The 19,070-nt window shown below is 71.7% G+C and carries 15 protein-coding genes; 10 read left to right on the top strand and 5 right to left on the bottom strand.

Going from position 1 to position 19,070, the window contains the following annotated elements; translation table 11 throughout:
* The first annotated feature begins 167 nt into the window (after nt 1-167).
* Nucleotides 168-2,312: a primosomal protein N' gene (locus ACZ7L9_RS26770; protein WP_471418938.1), complete on the top strand. Its 2,145-nt coding sequence runs from the start codon at nt 168-170 to the stop codon at nt 2,310-2,312.
* Between the two features lie 82 nt (nt 2,313-2,394).
* Here ACZ7L9_RS26770 and ACZ7L9_RS26775 read toward each other — a convergent pair whose 3' ends face one another.
* Nucleotides 2,395-2,946 carry a hypothetical protein gene (locus ACZ7L9_RS26775; protein ID WP_471418940.1) on the bottom strand — a complete coding sequence of 184 codons (552 nt, stop codon included), beginning with the start codon at nt 2,944-2,946 and terminating at the stop codon, nt 2,395-2,397.
* 384 nt (nt 2,947-3,330) lie between these two features.
* On the opposite strand from ACZ7L9_RS26775, the gene fmt reads away from it, so the two are divergent.
* The 4 genes from fmt (at nt 3,331) to ACZ7L9_RS26795 (ending at nt 7,992) form a co-directional block, all read left to right on the top strand.
* Nucleotides 3,331-4,263 carry a methionyl-tRNA formyltransferase gene (fmt, locus tag ACZ7L9_RS26780; RefSeq protein WP_471418942.1) on the top strand — a complete coding sequence of 311 codons (933 nt, stop codon included), beginning with the start codon at nt 3,331-3,333 and terminating at the stop codon, nt 4,261-4,263.
* Between the two features lie 297 nt (nt 4,264-4,560).
* A complete protein-coding gene (locus tag ACZ7L9_RS26785; RefSeq protein WP_471418944.1) occupies nt 4,561-5,994 on the top strand; it encodes an RsmB/NOP family class I SAM-dependent RNA methyltransferase in 1,434 nt (477 codons plus the stop codon).
* A gap of 133 nt (nt 5,995-6,127) precedes the next feature.
* Nucleotides 6,128-6,811: a ribulose-phosphate 3-epimerase gene (gene rpe, locus ACZ7L9_RS26790; RefSeq protein WP_471418946.1), complete on the top strand. Its 684-nt coding sequence runs from the start codon at nt 6,128-6,130 to the stop codon at nt 6,809-6,811.
* A gap of 164 nt (nt 6,812-6,975) precedes the next feature.
* Nucleotides 6,976-7,992 carry a sugar-binding transcriptional regulator gene (locus tag ACZ7L9_RS26795; RefSeq protein ID WP_471418977.1) on the top strand — a complete coding sequence of 339 codons (1,017 nt, stop codon included), beginning with the start codon at nt 6,976-6,978 and terminating at the stop codon, nt 7,990-7,992.
* A 168-nt stretch (nt 7,993-8,160) separates the two neighbouring features.
* Here ACZ7L9_RS26795 and ACZ7L9_RS26800 read toward each other — a convergent pair whose 3' ends face one another.
* Nucleotides 8,161-9,183 (bottom strand): terpene synthase family protein, encoded by a 1,023-nt coding sequence (locus ACZ7L9_RS26800; protein ID WP_471418948.1) that lies wholly within the window; start codon nt 9,181-9,183, stop codon nt 8,161-8,163.
* Between the two features lie 308 nt (nt 9,184-9,491).
* Here ACZ7L9_RS26800 and ACZ7L9_RS26805 point away from each other — a divergent pair, with 308 nt between their 5' ends.
* The 5 genes from ACZ7L9_RS26805 to ACZ7L9_RS26825 all read left to right on the top strand — a co-directional run bounded on the left by ACZ7L9_RS26805 (nt 9,492) and on the right by ACZ7L9_RS26825 (nt 15,968).
* Nucleotides 9,492-10,958, top strand: a complete 1,467-nt coding sequence (locus ACZ7L9_RS26805) for a GuaB1 family IMP dehydrogenase-related protein (RefSeq protein ID WP_471418950.1) — start codon at nt 9,492-9,494, stop codon at nt 10,956-10,958.
* 197 nt (nt 10,959-11,155) lie between these two features.
* A complete protein-coding gene (locus tag ACZ7L9_RS26810; protein ID WP_471418952.1) occupies nt 11,156-12,613 on the top strand; it encodes an aldehyde dehydrogenase family protein in 1,458 nt (485 codons plus the stop codon).
* 111 nt (nt 12,614-12,724) lie between these two features.
* Nucleotides 12,725-13,180 carry an Lrp/AsnC family transcriptional regulator gene (locus tag ACZ7L9_RS26815; RefSeq protein ID WP_471418954.1) on the top strand — a complete coding sequence of 152 codons (456 nt, stop codon included), beginning with the start codon at nt 12,725-12,727 and terminating at the stop codon, nt 13,178-13,180.
* 220 nt (nt 13,181-13,400) lie between these two features.
* Nucleotides 13,401-14,198 (top strand): carbon-nitrogen hydrolase family protein, encoded by a 798-nt coding sequence (locus ACZ7L9_RS26820; protein ID WP_471418956.1) that lies wholly within the window; start codon nt 13,401-13,403, stop codon nt 14,196-14,198.
* Between the two features lie 48 nt (nt 14,199-14,246).
* Nucleotides 14,247-15,968, top strand: a complete 1,722-nt coding sequence (locus ACZ7L9_RS26825) for a flavin monoamine oxidase family protein (RefSeq protein WP_471418958.1) — start codon at nt 14,247-14,249, stop codon at nt 15,966-15,968.
* Nucleotides 15,969-15,981: 13 nt separating this feature from the next.
* Here ACZ7L9_RS26825 and ACZ7L9_RS26830 read toward each other — a convergent pair whose 3' ends face one another.
* The 3 genes from ACZ7L9_RS26830 to ACZ7L9_RS26840 all read right to left on the bottom strand — a co-directional run bounded on the left by ACZ7L9_RS26830 (nt 15,982) and on the right by ACZ7L9_RS26840 (nt 18,970).
* A complete protein-coding gene (locus ACZ7L9_RS26830; RefSeq protein ID WP_471418960.1) occupies nt 15,982-16,830 on the bottom strand; it encodes a fumarylacetoacetate hydrolase family protein in 849 nt (282 codons plus the stop codon).
* 66 nt (nt 16,831-16,896) lie between these two features.
* Complete coding sequence (locus ACZ7L9_RS26835) at nt 16,897-17,919, bottom strand: hydroxyacid dehydrogenase (RefSeq protein ID WP_471418962.1); 1,023 nt, start codon at nt 17,917-17,919, stop codon at nt 16,897-16,899.
* Entirely contained in the window at nt 17,903-18,970 is a 1,068-nt protein-coding gene (locus ACZ7L9_RS26840; protein ID WP_471418964.1) for a dihydrodipicolinate synthase family protein, read from the bottom strand. Before ACZ7L9_RS26840 ends, ACZ7L9_RS26835 begins: the two co-directional genes overlap by 17 nt.
* Nucleotides 18,971-19,070: the final 100 nt, after the last annotated feature.

Here is a 19,070-nt window from a genome sequence, read left to right on the forward strand (position 1 = left end):
AACAGAGCCCGCTCGGGCTCTGTTGCTCCCCGCACATAAGCTTGCCGCTCTTGCAGTCTGTACGCCGGGGCCCGGACGCCGTACGCGGTGTCCGGGCCCTCGTGCGTGCGGCCGCGGGTGCGCTCGCGCCGGGGCCGCTGTCAGTGGAGTCTGGTAGGAATTTGGCTGTGAGCAGCGACAACGAGCGATCCGAGGACCCCGGGAGCGGGGCCCCGGAGCAGCTTGCGCTGATTCGGGAGACGGTCCGGAAGGCCAAGGTGCCGCGGGCCAAGCCGCGGACCTGGCGCGGCGCCGCGCTCGCCAAGGAGCTGCCCGTCGCCCGGGTGCTGGTCAACAAGGGCGTGCTCCATCTCGACCAGTACTTCGACTACGCCGTCCCCGAGGAGCTCGACGCCGACGCACAGCCCGGGGTGCGCGTGCGGGTGCGATTCGGGGCCGGGGCACGCAATGTCCGCGGCGGCCGGCGCGAGGGCGGCGGGCTGATCGACGGGTTCCTCGTGGAGCGGCTCGCCGAATCGGACTACCCGGGTGCCCTCGCCGCGCTCGCCTACGTCGTATCTTCCGAACCGGTGCTGGGACCGGAGCTGCTCGCCCTCTCACGGGCCGTCGCCGATCGTTACGCGGGCAGCCTCGCCGATGTGCTGCAGCTCGCCGTGCCGCCCAGGAACGGACGGGCCGAGGCCAAGCCCTCGCCCGAGCCGCTGCCCCCGCCGCCCGCCCCGGCGGCGGGGAGCTGGGAGAGATACCCACAGGGGCCGGCGTTCCTGCGGGCACTGGCCGAGGGCGGTGCGCCCCGGGCCGTTTGGACCGCGCTGCCCGGCCCGTACTGGCCCGAGGAGATCGCCAGGGCCATGGCCGCGACCCTCGCCTCCGGGCGTGGCGCACTCGTCGTCGTGCCCGACGGCCGGGCCGCCGGCCGGGTGGATGCCGCGCTCACCGAGCTGCTCGGCCGGGGACGCCACGCCCTGCTGACCGCCGACTCCGGACCGGAGAAGCGGTACCGGGAGTGGCTCGCCGTGCGGCGCGGCTCCGTGCGGGCCGTCGTCGGGACAAGGGCCGCGATGTTCGCCCCCGTCGCCGATCTCGGCCTGGTCGCCGTCTGGGACGACGGGGACTCCAGCCACAGCGACGACAACGCCCCCTTCCCGCACGTCCGGGAAGTGCTCGAACTACGGGCCGCGTACGGCCGGTGCGCGTTCCTGCTCGGCGGTACGAACTGCACCGTGGAGGCCGCACAGCTGGTGGAGAGCGGCTGGGCGCTCCCGCTGCGCGCGGACCGGGAACAGCTGCGGATCGCGGCGCCCCTGGTGCGTACGGTCGGCGACGGGGAGCTGGCGCGGGACGGGGCCGCACGGGCGGCCCGGCTGCCCAGCCTGGCCTGGCAGACGGCACGGGACGGGTTGCGCGAGGGTCCCGTCCTGGTCCAGGTGCCGCGCCGTGGATACGCGCCCCGTCTCGCTTGCGAGCGTTGCCGTGAACCCGCTCGGTGCCGGCACTGCGCCGGACCGCTCCAGGCACCGGATCAGCGGGATCTCGACTGTGCCTGGTGCGGACGGGCCGAGACCGCCTGGCACTGCCTCGCCTGCGGCGGGGGCCGGCTGCGGGCTCAGATCGTCGGCGCCCGTCGCACCGCCGAGGAGCTCGGCCGGGCGTTCCCGGCCGTGCCGGTACGGACGTCGGGCCGCGACCACATCCTGGACTCGGTGCCGGACGTGCCCGCACTGGTCGTCAGCACCCCGGGCGCCGAACCCGTCGCCGAGGGCGGCTACGCGGCAGCGCTGCTGCTGGACGGGTGGGCGATGGTGGGCCGCCCCGACCTGCGGGCGGGCGAGGAAGCGCTGCGCCGCTGGACGGCCGCGGCCTCGCTGGTGCGCGGGCAGCCGGAGGGCGGCACGGTGGTGATCGTCGCCGAGCCGACCCTGCGGCCGGTGCAGGCACTGGTGCGCTGGGACCCGGTCGGGCACGCCCGCCGCGAGCTGGCGGAGCGGGCCGAGCTCGGCTTTCCGCCGGTGTCCCGGATGGCCTCGGTGACCGGTTCGCCGGAGGCGCTCGCCGCGTTCCTCACAGCCGCCGAACTGCCGCCGGACGCGGAGGTGCTCGGCCCGGTCCCGGTGCCGGGCGCCGAACCCGGCAGGCCCCGCAGGCCCGGGGACGCACCGCCGGGGGAATCGTGGGAGCGCGCCCTGCTCAGGGTGCCTCCGGGGAGCGGGGCGGCGCTGGCGGCCGCGTTGAAGGCGGCGCAGGCGGCGCGGATGGCCCGGGGGAGCGGTGAGCAGGTCCGGATCCGGGTGGATCCGCCGGACATCGGGTGATGGCGGGCGCGGGACCGGGCGAGGAGACGCGGCTGCCCCGCCGGGCGACGGGCGCGGCGGGGCAGGACGCGGGGTGGCGTGATCAGCCGTTGCGTGGGCCGGGGAAGGCGCCCGGGCGCAGGTCCTCGTGCAGTGACGGGCGGTCCACCGACGGCTGCGGTGGCATGGAGCGAGCGGCGGGCACGGCGGGCAGCGGTGGCGTATCGGTGGAGCCGGGTGCCATGGGCAGGGGGCGGGCCACCGCGGTCTCCGCGGCGGTCTCGGTCGCCGCCCCCGGCTGGCGGGCGTTGCGGCGGGCGCCGTAGCGGCGGTGCACCGCCTGCTTGGTGACCCCGAGCGCGGAGCCCACCGCGTCCCAGGAGAAGCCCAGCGAGCGGTCGAAGTCCACTGCCGCGGTGACCAGGGTCTCGACGCTGTCGCGCAGTTCCTGGGCCAGCCTGACGGTGGGGGCCGGGGCCCGGCCGTAGACGACGAAGCCCGTGGACGGGCCGGAGCGGCGCGGACGGTAGACGTTGCCCAGTTGGGCGGTGAGCGTGCGCAGCGCGTCCACCTGCCGCCGGACCCGCTCGATGTCCCGCACCAACAGATGCAGACTGGCCCTCGCTTGGGCGTCGTGGGTTGCGTGGTCGGCCATGAAGAAGCCTCTCGAACCGGCGTTGAAAGGGATCGGGCCGCACGTGGCGGCTCGCTTCGGTCAATCTCTCTTGACCAACGCGTCAGCCGTGGATCTGGTCACGCTGGAGGGGCGCGTGCGCTTGTCCAAGGGGCGCGAAGTGCTGCGTACGCCCCCGGGGCGCCCGGCCCCTAGACTTGGACCGACCGGCACACAGGGGCGGCGCCGCGGGGCTGGGCACGCACATCTGCGGCATTGTCGTCCATCACCATGGCGCGCCATGCCGTAGTCCTCCGCCTTGCGGCTGCACGCATCCCGCCCCGCCTTTCTCCCGCCCCACGCGTGCCGGTCCCAGATGCGTTGCTCGTCACCGTACGTTTCGGCCTGAGAGGCAGTCAGCCACCCATGAAGCTCGTCTTCGCAGGCACCCCCGAGGTAGCCGTACCCGCCCTGGACGCCCTGATCGCCTCCGGTCGGCACGAGGTGGCCGCCGTCGTCACCCGGCCCGACGCCCCCGCCGGGCGAGGCCGTCGGCTGGTCGCCAGCCCCGTCGCCGAGCGGGCCGAGGAGGCCGGGATCGAGGTGCTCAAGCCCGCCCGCCCGCGCGACGAGGACTTCCTGGCGCGGCTGCGGGAGATCGCCCCGGACTGCTGTCCCGTCGTCGCCTACGGGGCGCTGCTGCCCAGGACCACGCTCGACGTACCCGCCCGCGGCTGGGTCAACCTCCACTTCTCGCTGCTGCCCGCCTGGCGCGGCGCGGCCCCCGTACAGCACGCGATCATGGCCGGGGACGAGGTGACCGGTGCGTCGACCTTCCTGATCGAGGAGGGGCTCGACTCCGGCCCGGTGTACGGCGTCCTCACCGAAGAAGTGCGGCCCACCGACACCAGCGGAGACCTGCTCACCCGGCTGGCGTTCGCCGGGGCGGGGCTGCTCGTCGCGACCATGGACGGCATCGAGGACGGCACGTTGCACACCGTGCCGCAGCCCGCCGAGGGCGTCACCCTCGCACCGAAGATCACCGTCGAGGACGCCCAGGTGCAGTGGTCCGCCCCCGCCCTGCGGGTCGACCGGGTGGTGCGCGGCTGCGCACCCGCTCCCGGGGCGTGGACGCTGTTCCGCGGGGAACGGCTGAAGCTGATCCAGGCGGTGCCCGTACCGGACCGCGCCGACCTGGCCCCCGGCGAACTGTCGGCGGCCAAGAACAACGTGTACGTGGGCACCGGATCGCACGCCGTCGAGCTGCTCTGGGTCCAGCCGCAGGGCAAGAAGCCGATGCGGGCCGCGGACTGGGCCCGCGGGGTGCGTATCGTCCACGGCGAGCTGCTGGGCAGTTAGGTTCTGTCCTGTCGATCTTCGTGGATCGACCCGGGGCGTCTGGTGCGGTGCATCGCAAGGCGGAGGATCGTCCTCGTACCGGACACGTACTTGGGCGACTGACGACAACGCGGCGAGGTGCCGTGCCAGTCGTTCCGGGCCCGCGAAGACCGGCAGGACAGGGCCAAGTGCCGTGACCGGCATTGTTCGCCCCGACGGGGCAAAGCTTGCCGGGAGGGGCACCAGGAAGATCCGGACCGGGGCGGCGACGTAGGCTGGAAGGGTTCGTCCTCTCACCATCAGCGGAGCACCTTTCACGTGAACGACCAGCAGCGTCGCCGTCCCGCCAAGCCGCATCGCCGGCCCCAGAAGGACCCGGTCCGGTTCCTCGCCTTCGAGGCGCTCAGGGCCGTCGACGAACGCGACGCGTACGCCAACCTCGTCCTGCCCCCGCTGCTGAAGAAGGCACGCGCCAAGGGCGACTTCGACGCCAGGGACGCGGCGCTGGCGACCGAGCTGGTCTACGGGACGCTGCGCCGCCAGGGCACGTACGACGCGATCGTCGCCGCCTGCATCGACCGGCCGCTGCGCGAGGTCGACCCGCCGGTTCTCGACGTGCTCGACATGGGCGTGCACCAGCTGCTCGGCACCCGTATCCCCACCCACGCCGCCGTCTCCGCGAGTGTGGAGCTGGCCCGGGTGGTGCTCGGCGAGGGGCGTGCCAAGTTCGTCAACGCCGTCCTCCGGAAGGTCTCCGCGGACGATCTCGACGGCTGGCTGGCGCGCGTCGCCCCGTCGTACGACGAGGACGCCGAGGACCACCTCGCGGTCGTGCACTCGCATCCGCGGTGGATCGTGTCCGCGCTCTGGGACGCACTGGGCGGCGGCCGCGCCGGGATCGAGGACCTCCTCGAGGCGGACAACGAACGGCCCGAGGTCACGCTGGTCGCCCGCCCCGGCCGCTCCACCACCGATGAGCTGCTCGCCGCCCTCGGCGACGGGAACGGCCTGCCCGGCCGCTGGTCGCCCCACGCCGTACGGATGGGCGAGGGCGGCGAGCCCGGCGCCCTCGCGGCCGTGCAGGAGGGCCGCGCCGGAGTCCAGGACGAGGGCAGCCAGCTGGTGGCCGCCGCCCTCGCCAACGCGCCGGTGGAGGGCAGCGACACCCGCTGGCTCGACGGCTGTGCCGGGCCCGGCGGCAAGGCCGCCCTGCTCGCGGCCCTCGCCGCCGAACGGGGCGCGGCCCTGCTCGCCGCCGAGAAGCAGCCGCACCGGGCCCGCCTCGTCGAGCGCGCGCTGGCCGGCAACCCCGGCCCGTACCAGGTGATCACTGCCGACGGCACCCGGCCGCCGTGGCGCCCCGGCACCTTCGACCGGATCCTGATGGACGTGCCGTGCTCGGGACTCGGCGCGCTGCGGCGCCGCCCGGAGGCCCGCTGGCGGCGCCGCCCGGAGGACCTGGAGAGCTTCGCACCGCTGCAACGCGGGCTGCTGCGCGAGGCGTTGAAGGCGGTGCGGGTCGGCGGCATCGTCGGATACGCGACCTGCTCACCGCATCTCGCGGAGACGCGGGTCGTCGTCGAGGACGTGCTCAAGGGGCGGGGCGGAGAGCCGGTCGAGGCGGAGTGGGTCGACGCCCGCCCGCTGATGCCCGGCGTGCCCGCGCTCGGCGACGGCCCCGACGTCCAGCTGTGGCCGCATCTGCACGGCACGGACGCGATGTACCTGGCACTGCTGCGGCGCACCGCCTGACGGGTCCGACGCGGGCGGAAACGCCCGGATCGCGCGGAGTGGGCGGCCCGGATCGAGCGAACTGTAATGATCCCGTGAGGCTTTGGCCCGCACCGGGGCTGGGAAGTGGCGCCGAGCATGGCAGGCTTGGCACATGGCCCAGATCAACCCCAGCATCCTGTCCGCCGATTTCGCCCGTCTCGCCGAGGAGGCGAAGGCGGTCGAAGGCGCCGACTGGCTCCACGTCGACGTGATGGACAACCACTTCGTGCCCAATCTGACCCTTGGCGTGCCGATCGTGGAATCGCTCAGCCGGGCCACGGACACCCCCCTCGACTGCCATCTGATGATCGAGGACGCGGACCGCTGGGCGCCGCAGTACATCGAGGCGGGCGCCGGTTCCGTCACCTTCCACGTCGAGGCGGCGGCAGCCCCCGTACGGCTGGCGCGGGAGATCCGGGCCAAGGGCGCCCGAGCCTCCATGGCGCTCAAGCCCGCGACGCCCATCGAGCCGTACGAGGACCTGTTGCCCGAGCTCGACATGCTGCTGATCATGACGGTGGAGCCGGGCTTCGGCGGCCAGGCGTTCCTGGACATCATGCTGCCGAAGATCCGCCGCACCCGTGAGCTGATCTCCAAGCACGGCCTCGAACTCTGGCTCCAGGTCGACGGCGGCGTCTCCGAGTCCACCATCGAGCGGTGCGCCGAGGCCGGTGCGGACGTGTTCGTAGCGGGTTCGGCGGTGTACGGGGCCGCTGACCCGGCCGAAGCCGTGCGCGCACTGCGGGCCAGGGCCGACGCGGCCACGGCATCGGCGGCCTGGGCATGCGGCCACTGAACCCGGAAGTGGAGCCGGCGGCCACTCCGGCCCCCGATTGCGGGTCGGCCCGGCCAAGGGCGGATGAACGTGGTCCGACGGGACCGATCAAGGATCGCCGGATCTGACAGGATGAACGGCGTATCGAGAGTGTGAACAGCAGTGAGGAGATCGCGGTGTCTGCAATGTCGGCGGGCCGGTCCGCCCTGCGGATGGGGCCCGCGGAGCTGGTGCAGGCGGCGGCCATGGCCCGCCGCTTCTACCTCGAAGGAAAGTCGAAGATCCAGATCGCCGAGGAGTTCGGCGTCAGCCGCTTCAAGGTGGCCCGGGTCCTGGAGACGGCACTGGAACGCGACCTCGTGCGGATCGAGATCCGGGTCCCCGCCGAGCTCGACGCCGAGCGCTCCGACGCGCTCCGGGCCCGCTACGGGCTGCGTCACGCGGTCGTCGTCGAATCCCCCGCGGAGGAGCAGGACGACGCACCCGACCCGGAGAACCTGGGGGAGGTCGCGGCCGATCTCCTGGGCGAACTGGTGAACGAGGGCGATGTGCTCGGCCTGGCCTGGGGCCGCTCCACGATCCACATGGCGGCGGCCCTCGACCGGCTGCCGCCGTGCACGGTCGTGCAGCTCACCGGGGTGTACGACGCGGGGACGGCCGAGCGCGGCTCGGTCGAGGCGGTCCGCCGGGCCGCCCAGGTGGCCGGCGGTGAGGCCCACCCCATCTACGCCCCGATGCTGCTGCCCGACCCGGCCACGGCCGCCGCGCTGCGCCACCAGACCGGTATCGCCCGCGCCTTCGAGTACTTCGACAAGGTGACGGTCGCCGCGGTGTCCATCGGCTCCTGGGAGCCGGGCATCTCCACCGTCCACGACATGCTGACGGACGAGGAGCGCGCGCACTACGCGTCGCTCGGCGTCGCCGCCGAGATGTCCGCGCACCTCTTCGACACGGAGGGACGGCGGGTCGGCCGGGACCTGGGGGAGCGTTGCATCACGGTCGAGGCCGACCGGCTGCGCCGGATCCCCGAGGTGGTGGCGATCGCGGGCGGCCAGCGGAAGGCCGCGGCGATCGGGGCGGTCCTGCGGTCCGGTCTGGTCACCAGCCTGGTGACGGACACGGCGGCGGCGGACTACCTGCTGACGGAGTCGTCGGCGCCGCGGCGGCCGGCCCTGGAGCGGGCGGATCCGGACGGCGTCTGAGGGGCGCCGGGGGCGGCGGCAGCGGTGGTCGTTGCCGGGGCCACCCGGTGAGCGTTCTGTCCTCGATCGCCGGACGGGCTCGATTGTGCCGCACGGCTGTCGAGCCGTGCGGGTGGCGGCGAGTGATGTGCCCGGACAGCGGGTGAGCTGCCCGGGCGGTTCGCCGCTTCAGTCCTGGGCCATGCCCAGGACCGAGGCCTCCAGGTACTGCTCCGGCTTCTCGTACTGGCTCACATCGGCCGGGTTGTAGCGGGGGGTCTGCCGGGACCAGTCCAGGTTGCCGCGCATCCAGCTCCGCATCCCGTCCAGGTACGGCGTGAGCATCCAGGACAGCTGCGGGTGCGCGGCCAGCAGCTCGGCCTCGGCGGCGAGGAACCGCTCCGTCTCCGTGGCGATCTCCGCGCAGACGTGTTCCAGCGCCTGCTGCTTGCCGTGACCGCGGTGGTGGCGGACCAGGTGGACGAGATTGTGGATCTCGCCGAGCACCTGCTCCTTCTCGTAGGAGTACACATCGTTGGCCCAGCACACGACGTTGCACGAGGCTTCCACCGCAGTGATGAACCGGGGGTCGTTGTGGATCGATTCGGGTGCCTCGATCCCGGCCACGATCTCTATCAGGTCCATGCAGACATGTATCGCGCCGGTGTGGCGGCGCTTGGCGATGTACGTCTCCTCGGGCGGCACCACACCCGCGGCCCGATTCCCGGCCTCCCAGGTGGTGGCCGTCGTGAGATACGTGACCAGGTGCCGACCGAACCGGGCGCGCCAGTGTGCGGCCGCGGCCGGCGTCGTCCGTTCCCACAGATCGACCAGAGCGACCACGGCGGCGGGGAGCTCATGGTCCGCCGGACCGCCCGTACCGTTGCCCTCGATCACGGACCGCATCACCGCGACCACGTCCCGCACCCGCTCCGGGCTGCGGCCGAGATGACCGTCGTCGAGCTGGTCGTCGACGAGGAACAGCCACACGAACCAGTCGGCGACGAGCTCGAGATTCTTGCCGTCGGCGGTCGGGTACACCATGCCGACGAACGCCCCGAAGTCCGCCTGCTCGAAGCGTTCCCTGGCTGAATCGCGGTGTACCAGACCGGTGTTGCGGATCCAGTCGTCGAGATGAACTCTGGTGTCCCCGACGTGCGGATTCGTCCGCTGGGGGAACGGGCAGTAGATGTCCGGAAGTTCGCTCTCCACGGGTGGGTCGTGATCCTCTCCGGTCGTGTGGATTACGGAAGTTGTGACCCTTCCGCATGTTCCTCCGGGGCGACGCGGCGACCCACGGGACCTGCGGGTTGGAAGCTACCCGACCCCTTCCACCAGGTCCAGGGAAGGTCTGATCGCGAATGATTCGGACGCGGTTCGGGTAGGGTCCGTCGGCAAGGCAGGTTCCACTTGCCCGGTACTCCCGCCCGGTTCCTCTGGAGGAACGTACGAACGTGGGGGGTATTTGCTGTGTCTTCGTGGAAGCGACCTGCTCCGTTTCGTGTGAAAACATGAGTGTTATGCGTTTTCTTGAGCCCGGCACCGGTCGCTACACAGACTCCCCCTCGGTCCCGTACGACCTCACGTACGACGATGTCTTCATGGTCCCGGGCCGTTCGGCGGTCGGATCCCGCCAGGGTGTCGATCTCTCCTCCCCCGACGGTACCGGCACCACCATCCCCCTCGTGGTGGCGAACATGACGGCCATCGCGGGCCGCCGGATGGCCGAAACGGTCGCCCGCCGCGGCGGGCTCGTCGTCATCCCGCAGGACATCCCGCTCGAGGTCGTCGCCGACGTCGTCTCGTGGGTGAAAACGCGCCATCTGGTGCTCGATACGCCGATCGTGCTGGCCCCCGGCCAGACAGTCGCCGACGCCCTGTCCCTGCTGCCCAAGCGCGCGCACGGCGCCGGCGTCGTCGTCGACGAGGAGCAGCGGCCCGTCGGTGTCGTCACCGATCACGACCTGACCGGTGTCGACCGCTTCACCCAGCTCTCCGAGATCATGTCCAGGGACCTGGTGCTGCTCGACGCGGACATCGACCCGCGCGACGCGTTCAACAAGCTCGACGGCGCCCACCGCAAGCTCGCCCCCGCGGTCGACGCGGACGGCCGGCTCGTCGGCATCCTCACCCGGAAGGCCGCGCTCCGCGCCACCCTGTACACCCCCGCGACCGACGCCGGCGGCAAGCTGCGGATCGCCGCCGCCGTCGGGATCAACGGCGATGTCGCGGGCAAGGCCAAGCAGCTCCTCGACGCGGGCATCGACGCGCTCGTCGTGGACACCGCCCACGGCCATCAGGAGTCCATGATCAACGCGGTCCGGGCCGTTCGCGGGCTCGACCCGCAGGTGCCCGTCGTCGCGGGCAACATCGTCGCCGCCGAGGGCGTGCGCGACCTCGTCGAGGCCGGTGCGGACATCATCAAGGTCGGTGTCGGACCGGGCGCCATGTGCACCACCCGGATGATGACGGGCGTGGGGCGGCCGCAGTTCTCCGCCGTCCTGGAGTGCGCCGCCGAGGCGAAGAAGTACGGCAAGCACGTCTGGGCCGACGGTGGTGTGCGCCACCCTCGCGATGTCGCGATGGCGCTCGCCGCGGGTGCGTCCAACGTGATGATCGGCTCCTGGTTCGCCGGTACGTACGAGTCGCCCGGCGACCTCCAGCAGTCCGCCGACGGCCGCTTCTACAAGGAGTCCTTCGGCATGGCATCCGCCCGCGCCGTGAAGAACCGTACGTCGGACGAGTCGGCGTACGACCGGGCTCGCAAGGCGCTCTTCGAGGAGGGCATCTCCACCTCTCGGATGTTCCTCGACCCGGCCCGGCCCGGCGTCGAGGACCTGATCGACTCGATCATCGCGGGCGTCCGTTCCTCCTGCACCTATGCCGGTGCGGCCTCCCTGGAGGAGTTCGCCGAGAGGGCGGTCGTCGGGGTGCAGAGCGCCGCCGGATACGCCGAGGGCAAACCGCTGCACGCCAGCTGGAGTTGATCCCGTAATCCGGCAACGCCGTTGCCCTCCACGGCCGTTCGGGCCATGGGGGGCAACGGCGTTTCCGGGTGCCTTCGAGGGTGGCACGGATGTCCGAATCCGGCCCCTGGATACCGCCGCGATCCGCCTCAACCTCGTTGGAATGTAAGTAACATGAAACCCAATCAGCCGCCTGTTCCTCTGTGGTAAGGGATCTCATGTCCTTCTTCACCGATCTGGCCCATCAGTACATCGACGGCGAGTGGAGGCCGGGCAAGGGGTCCTGGGACATCATCGACTTCAATCCGTACAACGGGGAGAAGCTCGCCTCGATCACGGTCGCCACGACCGACGAGGTGGACCAGGCCTACCGGTCCGCCGAGGCCGCGCAGCGGGCGTGGGGCGACACCAACCCGTATGCCCGACGGCAGGTGCTGGAGCGGGTGCTGCGCGTCGTCGAGGAACGTGAGCCCGAGATCAGTGACGCGATCGTCGCGGAGCTGGGCGGCACCCGGCTGAAGGCGGCCTTCGAACTGCATCTCGCCAAGGAGTTCCTGCGGGAGTCGATCCAGCTCGCGCTGCGGCCCGTCGGACAGATTCTGCCCTCGCCGACCGAGGGCAAGGAGAACCGCGTCTACCGGGTGCCCGTCGGTGTCGTGGGCGTCATCAGCCCGTTCAACTTCCCGTTCCTGCTCTCGCTGAAGTCCGTCGCCCCCGCGCTGGCGCTCGGCAACGCGGTGGTGCTCAAGCCGCACCAGAACACGCCGGTCTGCGGCGGCACGCTGGTGGCGAAGGTGTTCGAGGAGGCGGGGCTGCCGGCCGGTCTCCTGAACGTCGTGGTCACCGACATCGCCGAGATCGGTGACGCACTGCTGGAGCACCCCATTCCGCAGGTCATCTCCTTCACCGGTTCGGACAAGGTGGGACGGCACGTCGCCACGGTGTGCGCGGCGAACCTCAAGCGCGCCGTGCTCGAACTCGGCGGCAACAGCGCGCTCATCGTCCTCGACGACGCCGATCTGGACTACGCCGTGGACGCGGCCGTCTTCAGTCGGTACGTGCACCAGGGCCAGGTCTGCATGGCCGCGAACCGGATCCTGGTCGACCGGGCGGTGGAGAAGGAGTTCACCGAGAAGTTCGTCGCCAAGGTCGCGTCGCTCCGGGTCGGTGACCCGGCCGACCCGGAGACCGTGATCGGCCCGCTGATCAACTCCTCGCAGGCCGAGGCCATTTCCTCGCTCGTCGACCAGACCGTCGAGGCCGGTGCGACCGCCCTGCTGCACGGCCGGGCCGACGGCAACCTGGTGAGCCCGTCCGTGCTGACCGGGCTGGCCGCCGATTCTCCCGTCCTCTCCCAGGAGATCTTCGGGCCGGTCGCACTTCTCGTGCCGTTCGACGGTGACGACGAGGCGGTACGGATCGCCAACGACACCCCGTACGGCCTGAGCGGTGCGGTGCACACCGGCGACATCGAGCGCGGTGTCCGGATCGGGCAGCGCGTCCACACCGGCATGATCCACATCAACGACGGCACGGTCCACGACGAGCCGATCGTCCCGTTCGGCGGCGAGAAGAGTTCCGGCCTCGGCCGCCTGAACGGCGATTCGATGGTCGATGCCTTCACCACGCAGAAGTGGATCTCGGTGCAGCACGGCCGCTCGCAGTTCCCGTTCTGACCGGTCACCGGATGCGGTGAGCGCGCCCGGCGAGGCGGCGCCATGGTCTACTTCGGGGGCGGCTCCTGCCGCCCCCGAAGTAGACCATCGCAGAGAAGTGAACCGCCCGAAGTGCGCCTGAACGACCTCGACGAACGCATCGTCCACGCCCTCGCCGAAGACGCCCGGCGCTCCTACGCGGACATCGGCGCGATCATCGGCCTGTCCGCGCCCGCCGTGAAGCGCCGGGTGGACAGGCTGCGCGCCGAGGGCGCGATCACCGGCTTCACGGTGCGGGTGGATCCGGCGGCGCTGGGGTGGGAGACCGAGGGGTTCATCGAGATCTACTGCAGCCGGAACACGTCGCCGGAGGCGATCAAGCGGGGGCTCGCCCGGTATCCGGAGATCGCCTCGGCCTCCACGGTGACGGGGGAGGCCGACGCGATCGTGCAGGTCTTCGCCGCAGACATGCGCCACTTCGAGCAGGTGCTCGAACAGATCGCGGGCGAGCCGTACGTGGAGCGGACGAAGTCCGTGCTGGTGCTTTCGCCGCTGTTGCGGCGGTACTCGTCGGGGGCGCCCGAGTAAGAGGGGCCCAGGTGCCGGGCGGGCTTGATCCGCCTGCTGGGCCGAGACCTGGGTCACCCGCTTGACCTGCGAAGACGTCGCGCGCAATGAATCGCCGCCACCGGCCGTCGGCGCGCAATGGATCGATGGTGTGCGCGCAACGGTCGTGCCTTGTCGGGCCCGCGCGGTGGACCGTACGGTCTATACGTCCCCGCCCCGCCCGTACCGCCCGAGGTCAGCCATGCCGCCGTTGCGCACCGCCCTGCTCCAGAGCTCCGGACGACCCGGGCACGTGGACGAGAACATCAAGGTGCTCGACCAAGCGGCGCAGCGGGCCGCGGACGCTGGGGCCCGGCTGCTGGTCTGCCCCGAGCTGTTCCTGACCGGGTACGCGATCGGGGCCGATGTCCCCCGGCTGGCCGAGCCGGCCGACGGTCCTTCCGCCCGGGCGGTCGCCGAGATCGCCGCACGGCACGGGCTCGCGGTCCTCTACGGCTACCCGGAGCGTGCGGGCGAGGAGATCTTCAACGCCGCGCAGCTCATCGGGCCCGACGGCGCGGCGCTCGCGAACTACCGCAAGTCCCACCTCTTCGGCTGCTTCGAGCAGGAGTGGTTCACCCCGGGCGAGCAGCCCGTCGTCCAGGCCGAACTCGACGGCGTCCGCATCGGGATCATGATCTGCTACGACGTCGAGTTCCCGGAGAACGTCCGCGCGCACGCCCTCGCGGGCACCGATCTGCTGCTGGTGCCCACCGCGGTGATGCACCCCTTCCAGTTCGTCGCCGAGTCCGTCGTGCCGGTGCGCGCCTTCGAGAGCCAGCTGTACGTGGCATACGTCAACAGGACCGGTCAGGAAGGCGGGTTCGAGTTCGTCGGGCTGAGCTGCCTGGCCGGTCCGGACGGCACCGTCCGCGCCCGCGCCGGACGTGGTGAGGAACTCGTCATCGGTGATGTCGACCCCGAGTTCCTGAGCGCTTCGCGCGCCGCCAACCCGTATCTGAGCGACCGCCGCCCCGGTCTGTACGGCTCCCTCGTCTGAGCCCGTCGCCCCCCGTTCCGTCTTTTTTGCGCAAGGAGTCCGTACCCCATGACGTCCACGGTGCCCAACGCCGTCCAGCACACCGACGCCACCGAGCCGATCACCATGTTCGGGCCGGACTTCCCCTACGCGTACGACGACTTCCTGGCGCACCCCGCGGGCATCGGGCAGATACCGGCGACCGAGCACGGCACCGAGGTCGCCGTCATCGGGGGCGGGCTCTCCGGCATCGTCGCCGCGTACGAGCTGATGAAGATGGGGCTCAGGCCCGTCGTCTACGAAGCGGACGAGATCGGCGGGCGGCTGCGTACGGTCGGCTTCGAGGGCTGCTCCGCCGCAGGCGAAGAAGGGGAACTCACCGCCGAGATGGGCGCGATGCGGTTCCCGCCGTCCTCCACCGCGCTCCAGCACTACATCGACCTGGTCGGCCTGGAGACGAAGCCGTTCCCCAACCCGCTCTCCCCGGCCACCCCGTCGACCGTCGTCGACCTCAAGGGTGAGGCGCACTACGCGCGGACCGTCGACGATCTGCCGCAGGTCTACCGCGAGGTGATGGACGCCTGGAACCGCTGTCTGGAGGAGGGCGCGGACTTCTCCGACATGAACCGGGCGATGCGCGAACGCGATGTGCCGCGCATCCGGGAGATCTGGGCGGAGCTCGTCCAAAAGCTCGACAACCAGACCTTCTACGGATTCCTCTGCGACTCCGACGCGTTCAAGTCGTTCCGCCACCGGGAGATCTTCGGCCAGGTCGGCTTCGGCACGGGCGGCTGGGACACCGACTTCCCCAACTCCATCCTGGAGATCCTGCGCGTCGTCTACACCGAGGCCGACGACCACCACCGCTCCATCGTCGGCGGCAGCCAGCAGCTCCCGCTGCGGCTCTGGGACCGCGAACCGCAGAAGATCGTCCACTGGCCGCTCGGCACGTCGCTGTCCTCGCTGCACGGAGGCGAGCCGCGCCCCGCCGTGACCCGGCTGCACCGCACCGCCGGAAACCGGATCACCGTCACCGACGCCACCGGTGACATCCGCACCTACCCGGCCGCCATCTTCACCGGGCAGTCCTGGCTGCTGCTCTCGAAGATCGACTGCGACGACGCGCTCTTCCCGATCGACCACTGGACGGCGATGGAGCGCACCCACTACATGGAGTCGTCGAAGTTGTTCGTCCCCGTCGACCGGCCGTTCTGGCTGGACAAGGCCGTCGACAGCAGGGGGGTGCCGACCGGGCGGGACGTCATGTCGATGACGCTCACCGACCGGATGACCCGGGGGACGTACCTCCTGGACGACGGCCCCGACCGGCCCGCCGTCATCTGCCTCTCGTACACCTGGTGCGACGACAGCCTGAAGTGGCTGCCGCTCTCCCCGAACGAGCGCATGGACGTCATGCTCAAGTCGCTCGGAGAGATCTACCCGGGCGTCGACATCAGGAAGCACATCATCGGCAACCCGGTGACGGTCTCGTGGGAGAACGAGCCCTATTTCATGGGTGCGTTCAAGGCGAATCTGCCGGGCCACTACCGCTACCAGCGGCGGCTGTTCACCCACTTCATGCAGGACCGGCTGCCCGCCGACCGGCGGGGGCTGTTCCTTGCAGGCGACGACATCTCCTGGACGGCCGGATGGGCCGAGGGCGCCGTACAGACCGCGCTCAACGCCGTCTGGGGCGTGATGACCCAGTTCGGCGGCGCGACCGACGCGACGAACCCCGGCCCCGGCGACGTCTTCGACGACATCGCCCCGGTCGAACTCCCGGAGGACTGAGACTGTTTCGGCGCTACGCGGGCCGGCAGACGCTGCGCTGCCGGCCCAGGCCCGAGATCTCGACCTCCATCACGTCGTCCGGACCCAGGTAGGGGAAGCGGCCGGACAACGCCACACCCTGCGGGGTACCGGTGTTGATGATGTCGCCGGGCTCCAGCACCAGGTACTGCGAAAGATGGTGCACCAGATGCGCCACGCTGAAGATCATGTCCGCGGTGCTGGAATCCTGCCGCGGCTCCCCGTTGACGTAGCTGCGCAGCCGCAGCCGCTGCGGGTCACCGACCTCGTCGGCCGTCACCAGCACCGGGCCCAGCGGGTTGAACGTGGCGCAGCTCTTGCCCTTGGACCACTGGCCGCCCGACTCCTCCAGCTGGAAGGCGCGCTCGGAGACGTCGTTGCTGACGGCGTAGCCCGCGATGTGCGCGGCGGCGTCGGCGGGGGAGTCCAGGTAGGAGGCGCGGCGGCCGATGACGACGGCCAGTTCCACCTCCCAGTCGGTCTTCTTCGAGCCGCGCGGGATGAGCACGTCGTCGTACGGGCCGACGATCGTGTTCGGCGACTTGTAGAAGAGGATCGGCTGCTCGGGCGGCTCGCTGCCCGATTCCGCAGCGTGGGCCGCGTAGTTCTGGCCGATGCAGAGCAGGGCGGAGGGGCGGGCCACCGGGGCGCCGACCCGCTGACCCGTGATGTCGGTCTCCGGGAGCACCGGCTCGGTCGGGACCAGGTGGGGATCGTCGGCGAGCGCGGCGAGGAACGCGCCGTCGATGTCGGCGGTGATGCCCGACAGGTCGTGGTGGCGGCCTTCGGGGCAGACGAGGACCGGGCGCTCGTGGCCCGGCTCGCCGATGCGCATCAGTCGCATGAAGGTGAACTCTCCTGACAGGTATGGGGGGTTGGGGGCGGTTCTTGCAGCCCCGCCGGACACGCCCTAGTGCAGACGGGTGAGGGCGTCGGCGGTGACGGCGTGGACCGGGGGACGTCCGGCGAGCAGCCGCAGCACCTCGTCGACGGCGCTCATGCCGAGCCGCTGCCGGCATTCGACGCTGCCCGCCGCCTGGTGCGGGGTGAGCAGCACGTTCGGCAGGGTGCGGAACGGGTGGCCGGCGGGCAGCGGCTCGGCGTCGAAGACATCGATCGCCGCGTCCAGCCGGCCCGACGACACCTCCGCGAGGAGCGCGTCCTCGTCGACCAGCCATGACCTGGCGGTGTTCACCAGGCCCGCCCCGTCCGGCATCAGCGCCAGCTGCTCGGCGCCGATCATCCGGCGGGTCTCCTCGGTGACCGGCGCGTGCACGGCGACGATCCTGCTGTGCGACAGCAGTGTCCGAAGGGGTACGGACTGCACGCCGAGCGCCTCGGCGTCCGCGTCGGAGAGGTACGGGTCGGTGACGCTCACCCGCGCCCCCATCGCCCGGACCAGGGCGATGTAGGCGCGTCCGGTGCGGGAGGCACCGATCACGCCGATGTCGCTGCCGTGGATCTCGTGGCGTGGCGGGGCCTCGCTCGCGGCCGCCCACTCCAGCCCGCCGCGCAGCGCGTGGTCGAAGCGCTGGATGCGGTGGAGCAGCGAGAGCGTGAACGCGAGCGCCACCTCGGCGACCGGGCGGGCCATCTCGTCCCCGGCCTGGGTCACCAGGATGCCCCGCCGGAACACCTCCTCGGTGACATAGGGGGCGACCGCCGAGCCGGTGTGCGCCACCAGCTCCAACCGGTCGGCCGAGGCAAGGAGTCCGGCGTCCACCCGGGGCGCGCCCCAGGAGGTGATCAGCGCCCGGGCCCCGGGCAGTGCCGCGGTCACCGCCGTCCGGTCGCGGTGGTCGTCCAGGACCGTCAGCTCCGCCGCCCGCTCCAGCTCCCGCCACACCTCGGCGGTGAAGAACTGGGCCCGCAGGCCCGGCGGTACGGCGACGACCACCCGGGAACGGCCGGCAGGGTCAGGAGAGCCAGGCATCGAGGTGCTCCGCAACGAAGGCGTCATCGGTCAGCCAAGGGTAGGCCTCGGCCACCCGGCTGATCTCCTGGGCCTGTCCGGGGGAGAGCGTCTCGGCCGGGTCCAGGCACCGGATGTTCGCCAGCAGTCCCTGGCGGCGCAGCACTTCGTGCACCCCGGCGATGCAGCCGCGGAACGCGCCGCGCACATCGAAGACCGCGCTGTTGGCATCGGTCAGCTCGGAGCGGCGTGCCAGGCAGCGCACCATCGCCTCGTGGTCCCCGCCGCGCGCCTTGCGGACGTCGTCGAGGAGGGTCACCGCGGAGCTCGTCCAGACGGCCCACTGGCCGAGGAGACCGCCCGCGAACCAGCGCGGGCCGCCGTCGGCCGTCTCGTACGGCGTGAGCAGATCACCGATGATGTCGTCGTCGTTGCCGGTGTAGAGCGCCACCTCGTCGGCACGGTCCGCGGCGGCCACCGCCCGTACGACATCGGCCGTGCGGTACCGGTCGAACGGGGCGATCTTCACCGCGACCGTGTTCGGCAGGTCGGTGAACGCGGACCAGAAACCGGGCGACAAGTACCGTCCGCCGACGGCCTCCTGGAGATAGAAGCCGATCACCGGCAGCACCTCGCCGACCACCCGGGCCCGCTCCAGCAGACCCTTCTCGTCCGCACCGGGCACGGCCGGGCTGAGCAGCACCGCGTCGTAGCCGAGCTCGGCGGCGGTCTCGGCCTCGGCGACGGCCTGCGCCGTGTATCCGCAGGCCCCGGCGACCTTGATGAACGGGCGTCCGGCCTCGGCGTCGATCGTCTCGGCGGCGAGCTCCAGGACCGGCCGGAACAGTCCGACCTCCGGTTCCCGGATCTCGAACTGCGTGGTGTGGACGGCGACGGCGACCCCGCCCGCGCCGGAGGCGAGGTAGTAGCGGGTCAGCGCGCGCTGCCGCCGCTCGTCGAAGGAGCCGTCGTCGTGCAGGGCCAGCGGGTGCGCGGGGATTACGGCACCGTGGGCGAGTGCGTCCAGTGCGCCGGACCGGGCGGGGGAGGACGGGAGGGAGGGAGTGGACATGGGGTGGATCAGAACCTTCCGTCGCGGACCTGGAACTTGGTGGGCTTGCCGGACAGCGGTAGCCCGCGGCGCAGCCAGTCGGCCTGCCACTCGACGAGGG

Source organism: Streptomyces sp. NPDC111516 (assembly GCF_055635345.1).